General features: G+C 42.5%; 22 protein-coding genes and 1 tRNA gene. 5 read left to right on the top strand and 18 right to left on the bottom strand.

Going from position 1 to position 22,960, the window contains the following annotated elements; genetic code table 11:
* Positions 1-34 precede the first annotated feature (34 nt).
* A complete protein-coding gene (proS, locus tag BACHE_RS11210) occupies positions 35-1,528 on the bottom strand; it encodes a proline--tRNA ligase (protein ID WP_013547823.1) in 1,494 nt (497 codons plus the stop codon).
* Positions 1,529-1,678: 150 nt separating this feature from the next.
* Positions 1,679-1,751, bottom strand: a tRNA-Gly gene (locus BACHE_RS11205).
* A 150-nt stretch (positions 1,752-1,901) separates the two neighbouring features.
* On the opposite strand from BACHE_RS11205, the gene cobU reads away from it, so the two are divergent.
* From cobU to cobC, 4 genes are read left to right on the top strand one after another with little or no spacing between them, the layout of a single operon-like run.
* Positions 1,902-2,411 carry a bifunctional adenosylcobinamide kinase/adenosylcobinamide-phosphate guanylyltransferase gene (gene cobU, locus BACHE_RS11200; RefSeq protein WP_041579810.1) on the top strand — a complete coding sequence of 170 codons (510 nt, stop codon included), beginning with the start codon at positions 1,902-1,904 and terminating at the stop codon, positions 2,409-2,411.
* Between the two features lie 34 nt (positions 2,412-2,445).
* On the top strand, positions 2,446-3,483 hold the full coding sequence (gene cobT / locus BACHE_RS11195) for a nicotinate-nucleotide--dimethylbenzimidazole phosphoribosyltransferase (RefSeq protein WP_013547821.1): 1,038 nt from the start codon (positions 2,446-2,448) through the stop codon (positions 3,481-3,483).
* 3 nt (positions 3,484-3,486) lie between these two features.
* The gene (locus BACHE_RS11190) at positions 3,487-4,242 is read left to right on the top strand and encodes an adenosylcobinamide-GDP ribazoletransferase (RefSeq protein ID WP_013547820.1); all 756 of its coding nucleotides are present in this window, start codon (positions 3,487-3,489) and stop codon (positions 4,240-4,242) included.
* A gap of 5 nt (positions 4,243-4,247) precedes the next feature.
* The gene (cobC, locus tag BACHE_RS11185; protein ID WP_013547819.1) at positions 4,248-4,778 is read left to right on the top strand and encodes an alpha-ribazole phosphatase; all 531 of its coding nucleotides are present in this window, start codon (positions 4,248-4,250) and stop codon (positions 4,776-4,778) included.
* Between the two features lie 8 nt (positions 4,779-4,786).
* Here the strand turns inward: cobC and BACHE_RS11180 are convergent, their stop codons facing one another.
* From BACHE_RS11180 to BACHE_RS11150, 7 genes are all read right to left on the bottom strand, one after another.
* Positions 4,787-6,742: an ATP-binding protein gene (locus BACHE_RS11180; protein WP_013547818.1), complete on the bottom strand. Its 1,956-nt coding sequence runs from the start codon at positions 6,740-6,742 to the stop codon at positions 4,787-4,789.
* The gene (locus BACHE_RS11175; protein WP_013547817.1) at positions 6,739-8,625 is read right to left on the bottom strand and encodes a tetratricopeptide repeat-containing sensor histidine kinase; all 1,887 of its coding nucleotides are present in this window, start codon (positions 8,623-8,625) and stop codon (positions 6,739-6,741) included. Before BACHE_RS11175 ends, BACHE_RS11180 begins: the two co-directional genes overlap by 4 nt.
* 112 nt (positions 8,626-8,737) lie before the next feature.
* Positions 8,738-9,706 carry an adenosylcobinamide-phosphate synthase CbiB gene (gene cbiB / locus BACHE_RS11170; RefSeq protein ID WP_013547816.1) on the bottom strand — a complete coding sequence of 323 codons (969 nt, stop codon included), beginning with the start codon at positions 9,704-9,706 and terminating at the stop codon, positions 8,738-8,740.
* On the bottom strand, positions 9,703-10,734 hold the full coding sequence (locus BACHE_RS11165) for a threonine-phosphate decarboxylase (RefSeq protein ID WP_013547815.1): 1,032 nt from the start codon (positions 10,732-10,734) through the stop codon (positions 9,703-9,705). Before BACHE_RS11165 ends, cbiB begins: the two co-directional genes overlap by 4 nt.
* Entirely contained in the window at positions 10,727-12,238 is a 1,512-nt protein-coding gene (locus BACHE_RS11160) for a cobyric acid synthase (RefSeq protein ID WP_013547814.1), read from the bottom strand. Before BACHE_RS11160 ends, BACHE_RS11165 begins: the two co-directional genes overlap by 8 nt.
* Before the next feature lie 6 nt (positions 12,239-12,244).
* Positions 12,245-12,667: a Riean_0653 family protein gene (locus BACHE_RS11155; RefSeq protein WP_013547813.1), complete on the bottom strand. Its 423-nt coding sequence runs from the start codon at positions 12,665-12,667 to the stop codon at positions 12,245-12,247.
* 12 nt (positions 12,668-12,679) lie between these two features.
* The gene (locus BACHE_RS11150) at positions 12,680-13,345 is read right to left on the bottom strand and encodes a hypothetical protein (RefSeq protein ID WP_013547812.1); all 666 of its coding nucleotides are present in this window, start codon (positions 13,343-13,345) and stop codon (positions 12,680-12,682) included.
* A 292-nt stretch (positions 13,346-13,637) separates the two neighbouring features.
* Between BACHE_RS11150 and pncB the strand changes: the two genes are divergently transcribed.
* Positions 13,638-14,810, top strand: coding sequence for a nicotinate phosphoribosyltransferase (gene pncB / locus BACHE_RS11145; RefSeq protein ID WP_013547811.1), 1,173 nt, complete (start codon positions 13,638-13,640; stop codon positions 14,808-14,810).
* 43 nt (positions 14,811-14,853) lie between these two features.
* Here pncB and BACHE_RS11140 read toward each other — a convergent pair whose 3' ends face one another.
* The 9 genes from BACHE_RS11140 to BACHE_RS11100 all read right to left on the bottom strand — a co-directional run bounded on the left by BACHE_RS11140 (position 14,854) and on the right by BACHE_RS11100 (position 22,940).
* Complete coding sequence (locus BACHE_RS11140; protein ID WP_013547810.1) at positions 14,854-15,426, bottom strand: cob(I)yrinic acid a,c-diamide adenosyltransferase; 573 nt, start codon at positions 15,424-15,426, stop codon at positions 14,854-14,856.
* Positions 15,427-15,553: 127 nt separating this feature from the next.
* The gene (locus BACHE_RS11135; RefSeq protein WP_041579368.1) at positions 15,554-16,504 is read right to left on the bottom strand and encodes an MraY family glycosyltransferase; all 951 of its coding nucleotides are present in this window, start codon (positions 16,502-16,504) and stop codon (positions 15,554-15,556) included.
* A 97-nt stretch (positions 16,505-16,601) separates the two neighbouring features.
* On the bottom strand, positions 16,602-17,498 hold the full coding sequence (locus BACHE_RS11130) for an NAD-dependent epimerase/dehydratase family protein (RefSeq protein ID WP_013547808.1): 897 nt from the start codon (positions 17,496-17,498) through the stop codon (positions 16,602-16,604).
* A gap of 19 nt (positions 17,499-17,517) precedes the next feature.
* A complete protein-coding gene (locus BACHE_RS11125) occupies positions 17,518-18,660 on the bottom strand; it encodes a glycosyltransferase family 4 protein (RefSeq protein ID WP_245530872.1) in 1,143 nt (380 codons plus the stop codon).
* Positions 18,661-18,735: 75 nt separating this feature from the next.
* A complete protein-coding gene (gene wecB / locus BACHE_RS11120; RefSeq protein ID WP_013547806.1) occupies positions 18,736-19,920 on the bottom strand; it encodes a non-hydrolyzing UDP-N-acetylglucosamine 2-epimerase in 1,185 nt (394 codons plus the stop codon).
* Between the two features lie 31 nt (positions 19,921-19,951).
* Positions 19,952-21,100: a capsular polysaccharide biosynthesis protein CapF gene (locus BACHE_RS11115; protein WP_013547805.1), complete on the bottom strand. Its 1,149-nt coding sequence runs from the start codon at positions 21,098-21,100 to the stop codon at positions 19,952-19,954.
* A 43-nt stretch (positions 21,101-21,143) separates the two neighbouring features.
* A complete protein-coding gene (locus BACHE_RS11110; RefSeq protein ID WP_013547804.1) occupies positions 21,144-21,548 on the bottom strand; it encodes a putative toxin-antitoxin system toxin component, PIN family in 405 nt (134 codons plus the stop codon).
* Positions 21,545-21,766 carry a hypothetical protein gene (locus BACHE_RS11105; protein WP_013547803.1) on the bottom strand — a complete coding sequence of 74 codons (222 nt, stop codon included), beginning with the start codon at positions 21,764-21,766 and terminating at the stop codon, positions 21,545-21,547. Before BACHE_RS11105 ends, BACHE_RS11110 begins: the two co-directional genes overlap by 4 nt.
* Before the next feature lie 100 nt (positions 21,767-21,866).
* The gene (locus BACHE_RS11100) at positions 21,867-22,940 is read right to left on the bottom strand and encodes a polysaccharide biosynthesis protein (protein ID WP_013547802.1); all 1,074 of its coding nucleotides are present in this window, start codon (positions 22,938-22,940) and stop codon (positions 21,867-21,869) included.
* Between the last annotated feature and the right edge of the window lie 20 nt (positions 22,941-22,960).

Genomic DNA, 22,960 nt, shown 5'->3' with positions numbered 1-22,960 from the left:
ACATCCTTATGTACAAGAAATAAAAAGATCCTGATTAATAAGAGCGTGCGAATATCACGCGACAAGCAGACGGTTTACCGGTAACCATACATTTTCCCGGTTCTTTATCACCCGGAATGAAAGAGTCGAACGGAATGCAGCGGATGGTTGCCTTGGTATCTTCCTTGATCTTCTCTTCCGTCTCAGTGGTTCCGTCCCAATGGGCCAAGATAAATCCACCTTCTTCAATCTTTTCCTTGAATTCGTCGTAGCTGTCCACGCTGACAATATGACTATTGCGATAGTCAAGTGCTTTCTTATAAATGTTTGCCTGTATATCTTCAAGTAAATCCTTTATGTACTCTTCAATACCTTCGCAAGAACGGGTCTCTTTCTCCAGAGTATCACGACGCATCACTTCCATCGTGCTATTTTCCAAATCACGTCCCCCCATTACAAGGCGCACAGGTACACCTTTCACTTCATAATCGGCAAACTTGAATCCCGGACGCTTATTGTCGGCATTATCATACTTCACGGAAATTCCCATTGACTTCAGTTTTGCAACAATACCTGCCACTTTCTCGTCAATCTTCGACAGCATCTCCGCATTCTTGTAAATGGGAACAATCACTACCTGTATCGGAGCCAGATGCGGAGGCAATACCAGACCGTTATCATCGGAATGTGTCATGATAAGAGCCCCCATCAAACGGGTAGAAACGCCCCAGGAAGTAGCCCATACATATTCCATCTTATTTTCTTTATTGACGAACTGTACATCGAACGCCTTGGCAAAGTTCTGACCGAGAAAATGAGAAGTACCACTCTGCAAAGCCTTGCCATCCTGCATCATCGCTTCAATGGTATAGGTATTAAGTGCACCCGCGAAGCGTTCATTGGCAGACTTCACTCCTTTTACAACAGGTACTGCCATATATTTCTCTGCAAACTCGCCGTAAACATTCAGCATTCTTACCGCTTCTTCTTCCGCCTCTTCACGAGTGGCATGGGCAGTATGCCCTTCTTGCCACAAAAACTCTGCGGTACGCAGGAACAGACGGGTACGCATTTCCCAACGGAATACATTTGCCCATTGGTTACACAGAATAGGAAGGTCACGATATGAATTAATCCAGTTCTTATAGGTATTCCAAATGATGGTTTCGGAAGTAGGGCGGATAATCAGCTCTTCTTCCAGCTTTGCAGCAGGGTCAACCACCACTCCACCGCCATTCGGATCATTTTTCAAACGATAGTGCGTTACTACGGCACACTCTTTGGCAAAACCTTCTACATGTTCTGCTTCACGGCTAAGGAATGATTTCGGAATCAGTAAGGGGAAATAAGCGTTCACGTGTCCTGTTTCCTTAAACATATCGTCCAACTGACGCTGCATCTTCTCCCAAATAGCGTATCCGTAAGGCTTTATCACCATACAGCCACGCACAGCCGATTGTTCTGCCAAATCGGCTTTTACCACCAACTCGTTATACCACTGAGAATAGTTCTCACTGCGTTTGGTAAGGTCTTTCAATTCTACTGCCATTCTGTTTTGCTTTTAAAGTTTTCATTCAGTTCTTTTAAACAGTCGGCAAAAGTACAAATTTTAAAGGAAATCTATTGGAAATTCAAATAGTATTTTGAGTATATAAATAAAAAGCAGCCACATTTACTGTAGCTGCTTTTTATTTATCAGAGCGGCAAGCGAGACTCGAACTCGTGACCCTCAGCTTGGGAAGCTGATGCTCTACCAACTGAGCTACTGCCGCAAACCGGATTTTTAATCCTTCACTATCAAAACGGTGGCAAAGATAATGAAAACCTTCTGAAAAAGACAAATGTTTTCTCCATTTTTTATTATATTCCTTGTCTCTACCATAGAATTCGTGTACATTTGCCCTGCAAAATATCCAAGCGTCATGAAGGAAATTATACTAATCACCGGAGGAGCCCGTTCGGGCAAAAGCACGTATGCTGAAAAATTAGCGCTCAGCCTCTCTCCCCACCCTGTTTACCTTGCCACAGCACGGATTTGGGATGAGGAGTTTCGCAAACGGATTATCCGGCATCAAGAACGTCGTGGTCCGGAGTGGATTAATATAGAGGTGGAAAAAGAACTTAGTCTCCATAATTTGGAAGGACGCATAATACTGATAGATTGCGTCACTTTGTGGTGCACTAATTTCTTTTTTGATCTGAAATCGAATACAGATCTTGCACTTATTGCTGCCAAAGCGGAATTTGACCGCTTTACGGCACAGGACGCTACTTTTCTTTTTGTGACTAACGAAATAGGAATGGGAGGCACTTCTGATAATGAGATACAACGAAAATTTACCGATATGCAGGGATGGATGAATCAATATATTGCTGCCAATGCGGACAAAGTCATATTGATGGTATCCGGCATTCCCGTGCAAATAAAATAAAGACAGCTCCAGTCATAATATCAAAATCATCAAAATGAAAAGATTTCATATCACCACTCCGGATAACGCCATCCGTCCGGCACTTATCAATAAAATCAATAATCTGACTAAACCTAAAGGTTCATTGGGAACCTTGGAAGAACTGGCATTACAAATAGGGCTTATCCAGCAAACACTTACCCCAGCACTACAACATCCTCAAAACATTATTTTTGCTGCCGACCATGGTATCGTAGAAGAAGGCGTCAGCCTTTCCCCTAAAGAAATAACCTGGCAGCAGATCAGTAATTTCCTTCATGGAGGCGCAGGAGTAAATTTTCTCTGCCGCCAGCATGGTTTTACTTTAAAAATTGTAGATGCAGGCGTAGATTATGATCTGCCTTACGAAAAAGGAATCATTGATATGAAAGTGCGTAGAAGCTCCCGGAATTATTTGCATGAAGCTGCCATGACCGAAGAAGAAATGGAACTCTGTCTGGAACGGGGAGCCGAAGTCGTACGCTGTTGCCATGCAGAAGGAAGCAACGTTCTCAGTTTTGGTGAAATGGGGATCGGAAACACTTCTTCTTCCTCCATGTGGATGACGTGCTTCACCGGTATTCCTTTAGAATTATGTGTTGGCGCAGGCAGTGGACTGGACAATGCAGGTATCCGTCACAAATATGAAGTATTGAAACAATCTCTTGATAATTATAAAGGTGATTATTCTCCCCGTGACATTATCCGCTATTTCGGCGGATTGGAAATGGTAATGGCTGTAGGTTCCATGTTGCAGGCTGCCGAACTGAAAATGATCATCTTGGTAGATGGCTTTATCATGACTAATTGTATTCTTGCTGCGGGCAAATTATACCCCGAAGTATTAGATTATGCAATTTTCAGTCATTGTGGAGATGAAACAGGACATAAATTGGTACTTGAAGCTATGCATGCTAAACCATTATTGAGCTTAGGATTACGACTTGGGGAAGGAACCGGAGCTATCTGTGCTTACCCCATTATCGACTCTGCCGTACGGATGATTAATGAAATGGATAATTTTGCACATGCCTCCATTACGAAATACTTTTAAGCGATGAACAATATACTTGCCGCATTTATCTTTTTTACACGTCTGCCTTTCTGGAAAATCAAGAAAGTACCGGCAGAATCCTTCAAACATGTAGTTCCCTATTGGCCGTTAACCGGATGGCTGACAGGTGGCATCATGGCAGGTGTGTTGTGGCTGGCAGGACAAGTCATGCCTGTATCTCTTGCTTGGATAATAGCCATTATAACGAGGCTTCTCATCACAGGATGCCTGCACGAAGACGGTTTGGCCGATTTCTTTGACGGTTTCGGTGGAGGTACTACCCGCGAAAAGATTCTTTCCATCATGAAAGATTCCCATATAGGCAGTTATGGAGTGATCGGGCTTATTCTTTACTTTCTTTTATTATTTCAACTGAATAGCCTGCCTCTGAACTTTCTGTGCATCCTTGTCTTCAGTGGTGACTGCTGGTCTAAGCTCTGCGCTTCTCAAATCATCAATTATCTGCCTTATGCCCGGAAAGAAGAAGATAGTAAAGCCAAAATAGTATATAACCGTATGAGCTGTGCTGAGCTTCTGACAGCTATTGTTTGCGGAGTTATTCCTTTTGTGTGGCTTCTACCTCTCAAGGTATGGCCTGCCACTCTTTTTCCACTACTCATCTTTATATTACTATACCGGTCTATGAAACACCGTCTGCAAGGATACACCGGTGATTGCTGCGGAGCCGCTTTCCTGCTTTGCGAACTTTCGTTCTATATAGGAAGCCTATGCCTTTATATATTCACTAAAACCCAATAATAATTATGGAGATATTTTTAATCCGCCATACTTCGGTAGATGTGCCGCCGGGAGTATGCTACGGACAAACGGATGTTCCTCTAAAGCCTACTTTTGAACAAGAAGCTGCCATTACAAAAAAAAATCTGCAAACCAGTCTGCCTTTCGATCATGTTTACAGCAGCCCTCTCACCCGCTGCGTACGCCTTGCCACCTATTGCGGCTATCCGGACGCTGAAAAAGACAAGAGAATCATGGAAATCAACTTCGGCAGTTGGGAAATGAAACCTTTCGACTGTAATGATGATCCGCGTCTGCAGCAATGGTATGCCGACTATCTGAACGTAGCTGCTACCGGTGGCGAATCATTTGCTATGCAATACCAACGTGTCAGTCAGTTTCTGGACGAACTGAAAAAGAAGTCCTATAAACGGGTAGCCATTTTCGCCCACGGCGGAGTGCTGATTTGCGCACAGATTTATGCAGGACTCATTAAAGCCGAAGAAGCCTTCAATAACCTGACACCCTATGGAGGTATTATCAAGATTGGATTGTAAAAGCTATCTTATAAAGGAAGGGTAAATGAAATAGTAGGTCCTTCTTCCGCTTCGGCCTGTACCTTATATATGCCTCCAAAATAATGGATAAAATGCGCATTGATTTCATGCCGAATTAAACTTGTCTTACTTTCAAAGCGTACCTTCGCCAACGGGCTATTGATGACATCAAAATATAATATAGATTTGTTTTTTTCATAATTAATGCGAACAGTTGTCCGGTAACATTCCATATCTCCTTCTGTCGGTGTCAGTAAACTGGTAAGAAATGATACGAACCTCTCCTTATCCGTCAAGATTATCAGGCTATCTATCCCAACCTGTAAACTTACCATTCCATTCAACACATCTTTTTCCGTCACCATCTGTATGACATTATGGCATAATCTCACAATATCGCATTCTTCCTTCTTATACTGAATCTTTCCCGACTCCAAGCGAGATAACTCCAGAATAGTATTGATATAATTCAGCAGACTTTCTGCATTGGTTTGAATCATTTGCCCATATTCTCTTTTAGCCTCACTGTCCAGTATTTCCGAACTGGTAATCAATTCGGCAAAACCCACCACCACATTCAGCGGTGTCCGCACGTCATGGCTGATTTCAGACTTCAAGCGATCTTTCGCCATATTATCCGCCTCTGCTTGCATAGCCGCTTCAGTTGTCTTCTTCTCTACAATCACAATTTTTCGAGAAAGATGACGTGTATAAAGGTAGAATGCCAACATCAGTGACAGAAGAATTGTCAGCACTATCACCACTCTGTAATAAATAGAGTCCTGTATCTTCTGCTTTTCCAGCAACAGTTCATCAATGTGGTAAATCTCCTTCACCTGCTGCAACTGGTCAGTAGAGAAAGCACTATCCAGTGAATCTTGTGTATGTATCAAATAACGTCGAGTGGCGATAGCGCCATCAATATCTCCTTTCTCGTATTGCTTTTTAGCCTTAAAATCAGTCAGGATTCCAAAAGTGCTGCTATGCCTCTGCAATATGATAGGAGTTATCTCATCAGTCAGAGCAATGCTCTTGTCCCAGTCACCTTGTGCTCCGTATAGCTGAAGTTGAACCAACTGAATGTTTACCCAAAATACAGGATCCACATAAGGTTTCAGCAAACTCTTAGCCTTGTCAAGATGTCGCTGTGCTTCACCAAACTCTTTACGGTTCATAAAATGCATCTCATATTTTGTTTCGCAGTCTATTGCAAAATTAGTCCAATTATCCTGTGTTTCAGGATCGTGACAAATGATGTCACGCAATGTGCTATCCATTTCCTGAATAAAAGAAAAGCGTTCATCAGTTTTGCCCATATTGCCATACATACTCGCCAATCGCGACAAGATGTCAATTTTTAAAAATGGTACAGTCTGTGAAGTAAAGCTATTATATGCCTTCTGAAAGACACTTAATGCTTCCTTGTGGCGGCTCGACACGGCATAAGCACATCCCAAACTATTATAAGCTGCTATTTTCCCATTTTCACTATGATGCTCCATTGATTCTTTCAGCGTTTCTTTAGCCACATATACAGCTTTTTCTATCTGCCGTTTAGAGGCGAGCGCACGACTTATGGCAGCCTTTTGTTCCAGATAATAATCATAAGTCCCTACTTCGGGCGCAAATCTCTCCAGTATGTTCACCCAATAGGCCAAACTGTCAGCATCATGCTTTTTATCATAACATCCAGCCATGTAATATGCTCCCCAATTCTCATATATCATATTTTTCTGCTTCTTCGCTTCCGTATATAAGCGAGTGGCAAAAAACATATTGTAAGGTATATATTGATGTCTATGAGCCATACGCTCCAGATAAGCCAGCCTAACCGGGGTAGCTGGTAAAGCATCCACTATCTTCAATATACTGTCCCGGTAATGAAAATCAATGAAATTCTGCCCTGCCAATGAATAGAAATATCCGCAGAACAAAGCGAATATGATGGATAATATTTTTTTCATGATTTTGTATTCTCTTGTAAAGCGGGTTTGTATTTCATAGGATGAGTGAAACAGAAGCGTGCACCCTGTGTATATTCACTGTCCACCCATAGCCGTCCATTCATATACTTCACTATTAACTGGCAAATAGACAATCCCAATCCAGAGCCTTGCACAAAGTCATTCAGTTTCTCGAAACGCTCGAATATCAGTTGTTGCTTTTCCATTGGAATACCACATCCTGTATCAGTCACGGTGAAAAATGCCGTATCGTTATCGGCCATATCCAACTTCAGGACAATGGAACCTTGCTTCGTAAATTTAGTGGCATTCACCAGCAGATTAATCAATACTTGACGAAGGCGTCCATCATCCGTCTCCAGTGACAAGACCGATAAATCCGTATCAAAACGTATTTCCACCCCCTCCAACTTATGAGATGCAATAACTGTTTCTACAGTCTCATGGCACAATTTCACAGCATCATAGCTCTGTATATGGAAAGTTATGTTATCATTTTCAAAATCAGAGAAATCCAAAATATCATTAATCAATTTCAGCAATTGAAAAGAATTGACCTTAATGATTTCACAAAACTCTTTTCGCGACTCATCATCAAATGTTTCATCTTCATCCGTCAATATAGCAGAAAATCCAACAATAGCATTCAATGGAGTACGTACTTCATGGCTCATATTCGAGAGGAACATATTTTTTCGCTGTATAGCACGTTCCGCCTTCCCTATCATCACTTCTTGCAACTTCTGCGAGTGTCTCAAACGGAATATTTTTTTCCAACCCAAAAAGATAAATAATATCATCAATAGAACACAGACGGCAATGCCCACTATATAAAAACGCATGGAAACAATGCGCACACGCTCATTCTGATAAATCAGTTGGTCTGCCTGAAAATGGGTACAGAGCTGTTCGATTTCTTCCGGATAATTTTTCTCGAAAGAAGTCTTTATATAATTATAAATATCCCCATACAGTTCATAAGCTTCTTCTTTCCGTCCCGTCTTTAACAGCAAAGCGGCTTTCTCCTCCATAACATCTTTATAAACATTATGGCTGACTTTCGCATATTCCGTACCCAAGAATTGATTATAGGTAGCCAAAGCCTCCTCCGTATTTCCGGTAGCAGCCGCATATCTCGCTTCTGTAATCAGCAGAAATTGCTGAATACTGGATATGGTATAGCCTTTAAGTTTTTCCGCCTTGCCCAAATATTCCCGAACTGCCTGTAAATTTCCAACCAGAAGCTGGAAAGAGGCATTGGCTATACAACGTAGCATTTGTTCCTGTATTGAAAGCTGCTCCTCTGGATAAGCATTGATATAACCAATGTAATGCGCCGCTGCATTTTTGTCTTTTATCTGTATGCTATAATTTATCAGTTCGTCCAGCAGCATCCGTTTATGTATGGCATGCCCGCCCAATCCACTCAATATTTCAAAAGATCGTTCATACGCTTCTCCTGCTTCCTTTATACGCCCAGTATAAGTGTAAACTTCTCCTAATGCACTCAAGGCAAGTACATTGCCCAAAGGATTAGAAAGAGCCAATGCTTTGGAATACATCCGGTCACTTTGGGCAATAGCCATACGTATCTCTCCACGAAAAAGATAGGATTTGACAAGCATTCGATCAAAGTCAAAATAAATATCATATAGGCCAGCCTCCTCCAATTGTTCAAGCAAGCCATCCACATTCAAAGAATCGCATGCTCTTTTATCCAAATATTCAAAACCTAAGCTATTGTGAAAGTCAGAAATCGCCTTTTGCACTACACTATCCCTATTATATTTTTTCAAAGTGTCTTCCCCCACTTCTGCCACCGCAAAAAGGGAAAAGCAGAAACAGTATAGTAATAATAGTAGTGTGTAGTGCAATTTATTCATTTATAAAACGTCTCATACGAGGTTTATTTTCCGCCATCAGATATAAGAGACACACAAAGATATTATAACATCTCCAATAAACAAAGAAAAAATAAATGAAATTATAACAATTTTAAGAACAAAAGGAAATCAGTGTGGCAGTGAATATCACTGCTACTACCATCAGCCATTCCGCACGCCTATTGATGTGAACCGCAATATTCATGTCGTCAGTTGTCAGAGGACGGTTATTATATCCGATATAAGGTTTCCAAATTTCTTCTCCGAAATAGTTGTGAGGACCGCCAAAACGACAATTCAAAATACCGGCAAGAGCAGATTCCGGATAACCGGAATTGGGACTGGCATGCTGACTGCCATACTTCCCCACAAAAGAAAGTAGTCTGGGACGTCCGGAAGCCAGTATCATAAGAAAGGCAGTTAGACGGGCAGGTATATAGTTGGCAATATCATCCAGGCGGGCTGCAAAGCAACCGAAATGACGATAACGTTCGTTTTTATAACCCGTCATTGAGTCCAGCGTATTAATCATCTTATATGCAAGCATACCCGGAACTCCTAATAACAAATACCAGAACAAAGGAGCTATAACTCCATCGCTGAGATTTTCTGCCAGTGTTTCCAAAGCAGCCATACGCACTTCCTGAACGGACAAATCAGAAGTGTCACGGCCTACGATGCGTGCAACCTGCTTCCTGCCCTCATCCAGCGAACGATCCGTCGCCTTGAAAACCTCACGCACTTCGCGCACTAATGTAGTACCTGCCAAGCAGTAAAAAATCAGAAGAATCTGTAAAGTGAGCAGTAAACCGGGAGAAAAATATGCCGCTTGGCGAAGCAGGAAGAAAGTGATGAAATATACACTCACAACCAATATAACAGACATCAACGCACCTTTCAGAAAGCGCCCGTTCCCTTTGTTCAGCCGATGCTCGCAAAAAGAGATTGCCTTACCGAAAGCCACTACAGGATGCGGCATCCAAAGCGGGTCTCCCAGCCAATGATCAAGAAGCCAGGCAGTCAACAAAGGTAAGTTCAGATTGAAAATAAGCCCTAAAAGTATAAATACATCTTCCATCATATTACCATCCATTGTTTTATTGCATCCACAAGCCTATCATTTTCTTCACGTGTCTGTGTGGCGATACGGAAAAAATGTTCATCAAGTCCGTCAAAATTAGAAGCGTCACGAATAAGAATACCATGCTCTCCGGCAAGATACTCCTTCAGTGCAGAAGCCTTGCCGAAACGAAGCCGTACCAACATGAAGTGCGTTTCAGTGGCCCATACCTCCAAACCGCCGACACTCCCAAGAACCGCACACAACCGGGCAGTTTCCTGTAAATATCCGGAAACATCCAAAGAGTTAGGCACATCGTTCTCCAGCAGATAAAGTCCGGCTTCAATGGCAAGCTGATTCACAGACCAAGGCATTCGATTGACTCGCAAACGCTTCAACAACCCTCCGTTACCGGTCACATATCCCAAACGCAATCCCGGAACTGCATAACGCTTAGTCATAGAGTGCAACAAGAGCACATTAGGAAATTCCACAGCTTCAGATGGAGAAAACAACGGGTGTAAGGTGAAATATTCGTAAGACTGGTCTATGACAAATCCCACCTTCGAATTATGCCTGATAAGTTCCGTCAAATACTTTTTATCAACCACTGTCCCTGTCGGATTGTTCGGATTGCAGAGCCACAACATCTGCACTTTTTCCGGAAGAAGATAACCATCTTTGGCTTCTGGAAGCCGATAGAGTGAAGTTATCTTATGCCCATGCATGCGGCACGCATCGGCATACTCACTGAACGTAGGCTGCACGATAGCAGTATTTGTACCACGAAAAGTCTGTGCTATCAAATAGATTGCCTCGGTTGCGCCGTTTGTCACACATACTGCATCAGCCGGCAGATGGTATTCGGTTGCCAGGCGGGCCTCAAGCGTATATGGCTCCGGTTCGGGATAATTCCCTATACTTTCGATGTGGGCACATAAATGTGCTTTCAGGCAGGAAAGATCCACTTTGCTGTAAACATTTGAACTGAAATTCGCCGTTATCGGGCGCTTATATTTATAGGAGTCATCTCCATGTCCTTCAATCATAATTTTCTGTAAGTATTTGATAGATAAGTGGCATATTCACATGACGACGTACGTGTTCGGCAAGCTTGTCATATTGTTCTTCTTTAAAGCTATGGTAATCAAAAGTCTTTGCCGTTCCGGCAAGTTTATCCGCAAAAGGTTCGAGCAGGAAATCAATAAATTCCGGATTATCAAGAATGCCATGAATATATGTACCCATACAGGTAGAATCCACGAAATACCCATCTGCAGTGCCTCCTTCCAATATATTCAGAGGAGAAGCGGGAGTGTCTCCTGCCGGAACAGTGGTTCCCATGTGTATCTCATAGCCTTGCAATGGAAACTTCTCCATATTCCGCTTTTCGCCATCCATTAACCGGAATCGTACCTGTCTCGTCACTTTCTCTCCCATCATCCGGGTGCTTACTGGTAGCAGTCCCAGACCTGGCAGACGCTCTATGTCCCCCTCCACATGAGCCGGGTCAAGCACTTCCTGTCCCATCATCTGGTAACCACCGCATATACCCATTACCGTAACTCCTTCACGATGTGCACGAATGATGGCAGCAGCCACCCCATTGCGGCGCAATTCATATAGATCATCAAGCGTACTCTTGCTACCGGGCAGTAGGATAATGTCGGCTTTTGCCAATTCCTCCACATTATTAGTATAAAACAAGTGCACACGAGAATCACGTTCCAGTACATTGAAATCCGTAAAATTACTGAGATGGCGCAACAGAATAACAGCCACGTTAACTTTACCACATTCTGCCTGCACGGATTTTGTGGCAAGAGCCACCGAATCTTCTTCCTCTATATAGATATCTTTATAGTATGGAACAATCCCCACCACAGGAATACCGCAAAGTTCTTCCAGCATCCTGACTCCGGACTCAAAAAGACAAATATCTCCGCGAAACTTATTGATAAGGATACCTTTTATACGTTCCCTTTCATGAGGACGGAGCAACATCATAGAACCATAAACACTGGCAAAAATACCACCACGATCAATATCTCCCACAAGGATAACATCTGCTCCGGCATGCAGCGCCATAGGCAAATTTACCAGATCTGTATCGCGCAAGTTAATCTCAGAAATGCTTCCAGCTCCTTCCAGCACCACAGGATTATACCGTGAAGACAGTCGGTCGTATGCATCACAGACTTCACGGCGTAACTCCTCCCGTCCTTCTTTACGGAAATAATCATAAGCGTTCCGGTTGCCGATAGGACGGCCATTAAGAACCACTTGCGAAGTATGGTCAGATTGCGGCTTCAATAATAAAGGATTCATGTCTGTGTGACAGGGAATACCGGCAGCTTCAGCCTGTACAGCCTGTGCACGTCCTATTTCCAGACCTTCGGGAGTTGCATACGAATTCAAAGCCATATTCTGCGCTTTAAATGGAGCAGGCCGATGACCGTCTTGTCTGAAAATACGACAAAAAGCGGCAGCAATAATGCTCTTACCCACATCGCTACCGGTTCCGGCAAACATGACGGGATGAAGTTTATTCATAATATATCACTCTTTATATCTCAAATCGAAACGACCTTTTTTCAAACGCGTTCCTTCAAAAGTCCCGCTGATAATGCCATCACTCATACGGGTAACGATGACCTTCCCGTCTTCAAGTTCCTGAGAATCAAAGCTGGCTTTAATATAAGCGACAGCCTTTTCTTGCTGAGGATTGACGATACTGATACGTATATGGGAGGTTGGTCCTACTTTTGCATCTATCGTCAGATAAGTGTTTCCATCCTCCTTCGAAACACTTGTAACGGGTGTTCCCCATCTGCCGCTTACATACACCCAGCCATCTATCAAACAGCCGAAAGTGTTCTCACCGGTAGTAGTTTCCTGCGGCATGAGTGTCGGGTCAACAGACTTATCTTCCTCGCAGGAGAGGCAAAGCAGGAGTGTACAAATAAGCAATATATATTTCATAATCTGCCTGTATTAAAAATGAAAGTTCAAACCTATTAAAAAAGATAGTTGGGAAAATGCCCCACCTCCATCGCTTAATTGAGGAGTTTCCACCTGCCATTCCCTACCATGATATTTGACGGAATAAGTGTCCGAACCTGAAGTAATCCAGTTCAATTTTACCGCAATTCCTACATGGGAAGTAAACAGATACTCTCCTCCTGCCGAAATATTAAAGGCCAGTTTATTCATTGACACATCACGAGGCTTGTCAAACACGGTACTCTTATCTTTATATAACTGATACCCTACACCGACTCCTGCAGAGAAGCTATATTGGGGCTTCACATAATAGAATGCTGCCTGTGGAGCAATATAATGCATTTGTATCTTGTCCGTCCCTTCTTCATAATAGTTGTTGTATCGACTCCCCTGATACATAAAACCGGATGCAAACCTGCAGGAAGAAGTACCGATGCCCGTATAATAATAATCCGCACTCCAGACTGTACCATTTCTCAGACCGTTCCGATAGGAAGAAGAATTATTGGTAATGCCGACGAATTTGCCCATATAACGGGATGTACCCGCATAAACAGATAGCTTAGAATTCCCTCCAAAAGTGTTTTGGGCAGAAAATGGTACACCTTGCATCAGCAATCCAAACAACAGGAAACAATGTTTAACAGATATTTTCATGATAGTTTTTATAAGTAATCGCCTTCAATATTACAAGCGCAAAAGTACAAAAAAAAAGGCTATCTATCCCAGACAGCCAATCTTTTGTTAACCTTAAATCTAATACTATGAAAAACACAGTACAAATGTACGACATTCTAAAAAACTTCCAAAATTTATATATCCAACAAGTGATCTTATAACATGGTTTAATAAGAATATTCGGTTGTTAACAGATTGATGGCAATAAAATGAAAAAAAGTCACTATCTTCATGCCCGAAATAAATTGTCATAACTTAGAAATATCAGCTAATGATTCATACAATATTAGATACAGACCTATATAAATTCACAACTTCGTATGCCTATATCAAATTGTTTCCCAATGCTATGGGGACATTCAGCTTCAAGGATAGGGATGAAACGGCTTATACAAATAAATTTTTGAAGATTCTCAAAAAGGCAGTTATCCAACTTGCACAAGTGACACTCACCGGCGATGAACTGGACTACATGACCCGCCACTGCCGTTTTTTGCCCCCTGTTTACTGGGAATGGTTGTCCTCTTTCCGATTCCAGCCCGATAAGGTCAAAATACATTTGGATGACGAGCATCACCTCAACATTGAAATAACAGACTACTTATATAAAGCAACCCTATATGAAGTACCCTTACTCGCCATCGTATCGGAAATCAAAAACAAATTTCTTGGAAACATTGCAGACTTGGACAGTATTATCTGCAAGCTTTCCGAAAAGGTAGCCCTATCTAATGAGCATCGGCTGCCTTTCTCTGAATTCGGGACACGCAGGCGTTTTTCCTTTGACGTACAGGACAAAGTGATAAACTATCTGAAACAAACCTCTCAATATTGTACCGGAACTTCCAATTGTCACTTTGCCATGAAGTATGGTATGAAGCCTATGGGCACGCATCCTCATGAATGGTTCATGTTTCATGGTGCACAGTTCGGCTATAAGCATGCCAATTATATGGCACTGGAAAACTGGGTGAATGTATATGACGGTGATTTAGGTATCGCCCTGTCGGACACCTACACTTCCGGCATCTTTCTGAGTAACCTGAGCCGCAAGCAAGCCAAGCTATTCGACGGAGTACGCTGCGACTCCGGTGATGAATTTGATTTTACCGATAAACTTGTTGCCCGCTATCATGAATTAGGAATTGACTCAACCACCAAAACCATCGTATTCAGTAATGCTTTGGATTTTGACAAAGCGCTCGACATTCAGGAACATTGTCGCGGAAAGATACGTTGTGCTTTCGGCATCGGCACAAATCTGACCAACGATACCGGCTTCAAGCCTTCTAATATCGTAATGAAACTGACCCGGTGCAAAATGAATGTCAACCAGGAATGGCGGGAATGCGTGAAGCTATCGGACGATGCGGGAAAACACATCGGCAGTGAGGCAGAGGTACAGGCTTGTTTGTACGATTTGCGGCTGATGGTTAATGATTGATTGTCATATACCGATATACCTGAATTGTATCAATCATTAGTCATCATTTCCCGTTCTTTCTTTTATATGCAAATTCCTGCCACTTCTCCTCCGGCCATTTCTGGCGCTGCATCTCCATGCGCGCCATCACAAAGAACAAATCAGAAAGACGGTTTACGAGGCACAGAATATCTCCGTTGACAGGTTCCCGATGCTTGAGTGTCCATAAGCGACGTTCTGCACGGCGAGCTACGGTACGGGCAAAATGAAGTTGGGCAGATACGGGTGTTCCGCCCGGCAAAAGAAAATAACCGTTCTCTTGCAATTGCCCTGTCATGCTATCCATTTCTTTTTCACAACGCAAGACAAGTTCCGCTGCCGAGACAGGATTAGGATTCACCACCCCCGGAGGAGTTGCCACGTGACTCATTACAACCATCAACTCCCGCTGAACCGTATGCAACAGATTCTGCCACTCATCATCAGCCGGGAGCATGGAACGTATAATGCCGATTATAGCATTCAGTTCATCCAGACAACCATTAGCTTCAATACGAATATCATCTTTCGGAACACGTGCACCACCGTGAATGCCGGTCATTCCTTTATCACCGGTTCTGGTATAGACTCTTTTCATTATAATTCTGATCTTTATTGTGCAAATATACGCAAAAGGCGGTGAAGATTCAAAATCCCCACCGCCATATACAAAGAAAGTAGCCTATTAAGACTACTTTCTAAATCTAATATATAAAATACTGACATTACGTAAATTGATGAAGTTTAAAATATCTCTTCATAAAACAGATGTAAACCAGACTCAGTAACAGAACAACTACCGATAAATAGAGATAGCCATGATTCAGACAGAATACATATCCTATTATAATGGCAGCTTGAACCGCCATATAAACAGAAGAAACCACCACATGAGGGATCTGCAGTTCATTCGCCATAAGCTGATACAAATGCTTACGGTGAGGCAAACCGATATTCTCATGAAGCATCAGGCGGTGAATGATAGTCAACACGCTGTCAACACCATAGACGGACAGCAAGACAATCCAACTGAAATCTCCTGTACGGATAATCAGTTTGCCTATCAGGAAAAGAAGAATAAAAGCAATACTTACAGAACCCACATCACCCGCAAAGCATTTCGCTCTCTTGCGGAAATTAAAGAAACAGAAGACCACGACAGAACAAATCACTGTATAAATGAAATCTGCTTCAACAAAAGGAATAATTTTCGCATTGATGATCGCCAAGGCAATTAGCACAACCAAGGAATAACCACCCGTGATGCCGTTGATCCCATCCATGAAGTTATAGGCATTGATGATACCCGTACAGACAATCAAGGCAATGACAATCCACCACCAAGACAAGGAGAACAAGCCCCATTGGCAGAACATCAATCCCATAGCCGAGAAATGAAAAATCAATCTCGTAATCTGTCGGGTGGACTTGATATCATCCACAAAGCTGATGAACGTGACCAGTGTCAAGGCAAGCATAAACAAAGGATATTCAAAGCCACTTGTCAGAAAGTAGGCCAACGCACCGAAATAGAAGATGATGCCACCGCCGCGCAAAGTGACCCTTGTATGGGAACTGCGCTCATTCGGCTTGTCAATGATATTACACTTGTCAGCCACCCTGAAATAAAAAAGTTCTGTCACGAATAGCAGAACCAGAACTACCAAATAATACATCATTCGTTTCTGTCTATCAGATAAAACCAAAGCTGAATACAGGCAAACAGGAAAGAGACAATTCCTGTCACAGCCAATATGATCCAAAAATATACGCTCATTCTATCTTGAAATTCTCCAATACGCTGGTCGGCCTCCATCCCAACTCATGTATCGCCTTCTCGTTACTGAAAGTCAAGGACTTCGTTATCTTCCTTAATTTCAGAGAATTGATCGGAGCTTTCTTCCCCAAGCAATCACCTACCAAAGCCATACATTTAGCTATCCAGTACGGAATTGATAATGGCAGATTCCTATTAAGCTGCCTGCAAATGACAGTTTCAAGTTCCCTGAAAGTGGGCTGATAGCTGTCACATACATTATAGACACCTCCTTTTTCCGCCAGCAGAGGAACTAATTTTGCAATGTCCTGCACCATCAATACGCTTTTCCGTGCCCGGCTTCCGGCAATGCTGAGATATCTGCCGCTACGGATACCGTAAATCATGGCACCTAAATTACCCGGAGGATTGGGACCGGCAATTAGGGAAGGACGAACAATACCCAAAATAACGTTATGCTCATAGCACCATTTCTGCAAATACTCTTCAGCAAGGCGCTTGCTCACAGCGTATGGAGTAACCCCGTCCAAAGAGTGTTCTTCCGAGATGTTCTCTCCATAATCACAGCCATATACAGCTACGGTAGATATAAAGATGAAAACCCGTGGCATTCCTCTTCTCTCCAATGCAGTACAAAGATTCTTTGTGCCTTGCAGGTTCACGTCAAAGAACACCCGTTTCTCCTCTTCCGTTTTAGGCACAGAATGCGCCTTTCCGGCTGCGTGAAGAACAACATCATACTGTTCACGCAGTTCCGGAATTTCCCTCGCTATGTTTACGGTATAGTTATCCTGCGGCAGCAAGCCAACAGTAGTAACGTCGTACATCCTCTCTAAAAGAGGATACACGTTATTACCCAAGAACCCGGAGGCTCCTGTGAATAAAAGTTTCATGAAAAATGAATTAATAATACTAATTCAACAACTTATAATATTCTTCTAATATACGTTTCTTTGCAAAAATAGTATCAGCTACCATCCTTGTGTTATTTTGTATTGCAGATAAACCATTTTTACAAAAGAAAATATATTCCATCACTTTAGCAAGTTCTTTTGGATCATTTGGTTCTACAACCCAGCCTAAAGAGTATTCATCAATACATAGAGCTATCTCTGAATTTCTGTCACCTATATATAGGATTGGCTTACCAGCTGCCATTATATTATATGATTTAGAAGGAACTCCTAAGCCAAACATTCCATCAGACAACGTAACAATACCAATGTCACAAGCATTCAGAAAATCATTTTGGTTAGCACGATCCTGAAAACCCAATAAAGATACATTCTTATGCATTCCTGCTTTTATGTATGAAACTATTTCATTTGATTTAGCACCATCACCTATAAACAAAAAATGAATATTATCATTTTCAACCAATTTTATAGCCTCCAAAAGATTATCCAAACCTTGAGCGCTACCTAAATTCCCAGCAAATTGAAAAATAAATTTGTCTTGCAACCCTAAATCCAAACACGTCTTTGTATCTTCTTTCTTTACAGGAAAAACCTCTTCATTTTCGGCCCAAATTGGTATAAAGCAGATTTTAGAAATATCCTGTACTTTTTTACCCAATACTTCACTCATATCTCTACCTATAGAGATACAAAGTTGAGCTTTAGAATATGCAGCATCAAAAATTTTCTTTAGATTGCAGTAAACAAAAGATGAGGAAGAAAATTTTTTTATAGCTACCAAATTTTCAGGGAATATATCATGTACAAGAATTTTATATGATATACCTTTTATCCACGCAATAAATGGCATCATAAGAAGCAAAAAAGCAGGATTGGTTACTACTAATATTTCATCATTCTTCCTTACTGCCCCCAACATTCTTACAAATAACAGCAAGCTTGATAATAGCAATCTAAAAGTTCTTTTTATAAAGTTATTCTTATTAATATTGGGTACATACACCCTATGAATATTTACTCCATTATGCAATTCTTTCTGTGAACAAGATTGCTTTTCACCACTATTATATACAGCACATGTGCATAGCACATGTACATCCATTTCTTTAGCAGCCAAATATTCAGCTATTTCAGTCATATAATACGCTGTAGAAGTTTTTACAGGATAATATATCTCAGAAATAATCCATATCCTTTTAGAAAGCATTTCTTTTCAAAATTTTCTCCAAACCATTTTGTTTACTACTCCCGTATAGCTCTGAATCAATTTCACAACCTTGGTCGATACATTCTCATCAATATAGTTCGGAACAGGCAAACCATTATCGCCGTTACTGTTCATCTCAACTGCCGTACCAATAGCCTGCAACAACGACCGTTCATCAATACCCGCAAGAATAAAGCAGCCCTTGTCCATCGCTTCCGGACGTTCCGTACTGGTACGGATACAAACTGCCGGAAAAGAACGGCCTACCGAAGTAAAGAATGAACTCTCCTCTGGAAGGGTTCCACTATCCGACACTACGGCATAGGCATTCATCTGAAGGCAATTGTAATCATGAAAACCGAGCGGTTCATGTTGAATTACGCGTTTGTCCAACTCGAAGCCGCTTGTTTCCAAACGATTCCGGCTACGAGGATGGCAGCTATAAAGGATAGGCATATCGTATTTCTCAGCCATGGCATTGACAGCCCTGAATAAAGAAAGAAAATTCTTTTCAGTGTCTATATTCTCCTCCCGGTGAGCGGAAAGCAATATGTACCGTCCTTTTTCCAGGTTCAGGCGGCTGTGAATGTCACTGTCCTCAATCGCTGCAAGGTTCTCACGCAGCACTTCAGCCATAGGGGAACCCGTTACATAAGTACGCTCCCTCGCCACACCCGAAGCATTGAGGTATCTGCGTGCATGTTCCGAATAGCAAAGGTTCATATCTGAAATAATATCTACAATCCGGCGGTTCGTCTCTTCCGGCAGGCACTCGTCAAAGCAACGGTTGCCGGCCTCCATGTGAAAAATAGGGATATGGAGTCTTTTGGCACCTATCACGCTCAGACACGAATTTGTATCACCCAACACCAATACGGCATCCGGCCTTGTCTGTGCCATCAGCTTGTAGCTCGCATTGATGATATTCCCCATCGTGGCACCAAGGTCATCACCCACGGCATCCATATACACTTCGGGTTCTTTCAGCTTCAAGTCGTGGAAAAACACACCGTTCAGGTTATAGTCATAATTCTGTCCCGTATGGGCCAAAATGGTATCGAAATACTTGCGGCATTTGTTGATGACGGCAGCCAGGCGGATAATCTCCGGACGGGTGCCCACTATGATCAAGAGTTTCAGCCTGCCGTTCTCTTGAAACTTGATATCAGAATAATCCAATCTTATTTCCATTTTTTATTTTGTCCTTTTGTTCTTGATGTCCTCAGACTTTTTCAAAATAAGTGTCCGGACGGTTCGGGTCAAAGCACTCGTTGCACCACATGAAAGTCACCAAATCATCCGTCTCGGAAAGGTTGACGATATTATGCGTATATCCGGGAATCATCTCCACAACCTCAATTTTCTCGCCGCTCACCTCAAAGCTTATGACCTCTTCCGAACCTATCCTCCGGAGCTGTATCAGGCCATGTCCGCTCACTACCACGAACTTCTCGTTCTTGGTGTGATGCCAATGATGGCCTTTCGTTATACCGGGCTTGGAGACATTCACAGAAAACTGCCCGCGGTCCGCTGTACGGATAATCTCGGTAAAGCTGCCACGCACGTCCACATTCATCTTTAGAGGATAGCAGAACCTATCTGCCGGTAAATATGAAAGATAAGTGGAATAAAGTTTCTTGGTGAAGGCATCGCTTAAATCAGGGACATCCAAATTTCCCGGCATCTCCCTGAAAGACTTTATCAGGTCCACGATGCCGCCCAAGGTTATCGTATGCACCACGGGTACTTCGCAATAGTCATCTTTCCGGTGTTCCCTGCCGTCCAATGCGGCGATAAGCTCGTCCACAACATCATCCACATACACCAGGTTCATCACCGCTGAAGGGTCATTCACCTGGATAGGCAAATCATGGGCTATATTGTTACAGAATGTAGCGACCGCACTGTTATAGTTGGGACGGCACCACTTGCCGAAAACATTGGGGAAACGATAGACCAATACCTTAGCACCCGTCTCCCTGCCATAGTCAAACATCAGCTGCTCACCCGCCCGTTTCGACTCACCGTAAGGATTATCCAAGGCGGCCTGCGTGGAAGAGGAGATCATCACCGGACACGTATTTCCATATCTCTTCAACGTATCAAGAAGCGTGGAGGCAAAGCCGAAGTTCCCTTGCATGAATTCCGAAGGTTCTTTCGGGCGGTTCACACCCGCAAGGTTGAACACAAAGTCGGCCTGGCGGCAATAAGCATCAAGTTCCGAAGGGTCACTGTCCAGATCATATTCATAGACGGTCATCTCCTCCCCCGGCACTGCATAATTACGGGCCTTCCCATCCCGGATATTATGCAGTTGGGATACAAGGTTTCGACCGACAAACCCTTTGGCGCCGGTCACTAAAATTTTCATAAAATGATTTGGTTCTGTTTATCACAGAAAAGAAAAGGGAATTTTACAATGAATGATAAAAGTCATCCAAGCCTATAAAATCTATTTTGGGGAAATTATACTGTTTCAATATATGAAAATGATGATCCTCTGTAACAATAAATTTGGCATTAGCCACAACTGCACAATCCACAAACTTGTTGTCGTCCGGATCAGATTTTATCAGATTGAAATTATAATAAGGAGTAAAGAACAAAGTGTAAGGATTATTAAGAATAACATCAATAACCAACTTAACGATTTCTACACCCGCCAAACGTTCTAATATTTCCTCATATTCATTAAGAATCTCATTAGATACACATAGCTGATTCGTTCCATCCAAAAAGCAATCCCAAATCTTACGGTATCTGCTTTTAGGAGAAATGCACTGTACCAGGCTATTTGTATCCAATACTATTCTATTCATCTCTTTGTAAGGGTTCGAACGTCAATCTTTCTCAGTTCATCAAGTTTTTCTTGATCCAAAACTCCCGAATCCCATAAATCATTCAGGCGGTCATCTAATTTCTGAGAAAAATATTTGGTCAACACCTCTTTCACTTCATTCAATCGTTCCTCCGAACCATCAAAAGCAAACATCTTCAGAAGATGTTGTTGAACTGAATTTAATACTGTTGCTGCCATATTCTCAATTATTAGTTTCAATATGACAAAGATAGGATTTTCTTTCTAAAGAAACGATACTTTTCCTCTTTTCTTTTCCGTTGTATTATTCAAATAATGATTATTCACTCTTTATTTCCGTACCCTTGGCCTTTTCTTCCAAACCGAGGTCTTCACGGATAAAACGGAGTTTAAGAAGAAGTTGTTTCATGCCCTCCACATCAAGACGGGCGGTATTATGGCTATGGTAGTCCTCTATCTTCGCCATTTCCTCGTTACCTTCCGTAAAGAACTTGTCGTAGTTCAAGTCACGGGTATCACAAGGGATGCGGTAATAGTCGCCCATGTCAATGGCCTTGGCCATCTCTTCACGTGTAACCAGCGTCTCGTACAACTTTTCACCGTGACGGGTACCGATAGTCCTCACTTCCGTGTCACCGTATGCCGGATCTATCCGGGCGTATGTCTCCTTCAGAGCCTGAGCCAGAACATCCAAGGTAGCAGCGGGAGCTTTCTGTACGAACAGGTCACCGTTATGACCATGTTCAAACGCATAGATTACCAGATCCACAGCATCGTCCAAGGTCATCATGAAACGGGTCATGTTGGGATCCGTTATCGTAATGGGCTTGCCGTTCTTTATCTGCTCCACCCATAAGGGAATCACGGAACCGCGGCTTGCCATCACATTGCCATAACGTGTACAGCATATTGTCGTACCGGCATTATCGCCAAGGGCACGGCCTTTGGCGATGGCAACTTTCTCCATCATCGCCTTGCTGATACCCATGGCATTGATGGGATAGGCAGCCTTATCCGTGGAAAGTACTACCACATTTTTCACTCCATGCGCTATGGCGGATTCCAATACATTGTCAGTACCGATTACATTGGTCTGCACAGCCTGCAAGGGAAAGAATTCGCAACTGGGGACTTGTTTCAAGGCAGCAGCACTGAATACATAATCCACTCCTACCATTGCACCATCCACTGACTGGCGATCACGCACATTACCAATGTAAAATTTCACTTTGGGATTCTGCAGATGATGACGCATGTCATCCTGCTTTTTCTCATCTCTCGAAAATATACGAATTTCCTTAATATCAGAATCAAGGAAACGACGTAGAACAGCGTTACCGAAAGAGCCTGTACCTCCGGTAATTAAGAGGGTTTTGTCTTTGAATATGGACATAACATTTTATAAAATTAAAA

The sequence above is a fragment of the Bacteroides helcogenes P 36-108 genome (assembly GCF_000186225.1).
GTDB classification, from domain to species: domain Bacteria; phylum Bacteroidota; class Bacteroidia; order Bacteroidales; family Bacteroidaceae; genus Bacteroides; species Bacteroides helcogenes.
Note: the sequence above shows the minus strand (reverse complement) of the source record. Positions and strands in the feature narration are given on the sequence as shown.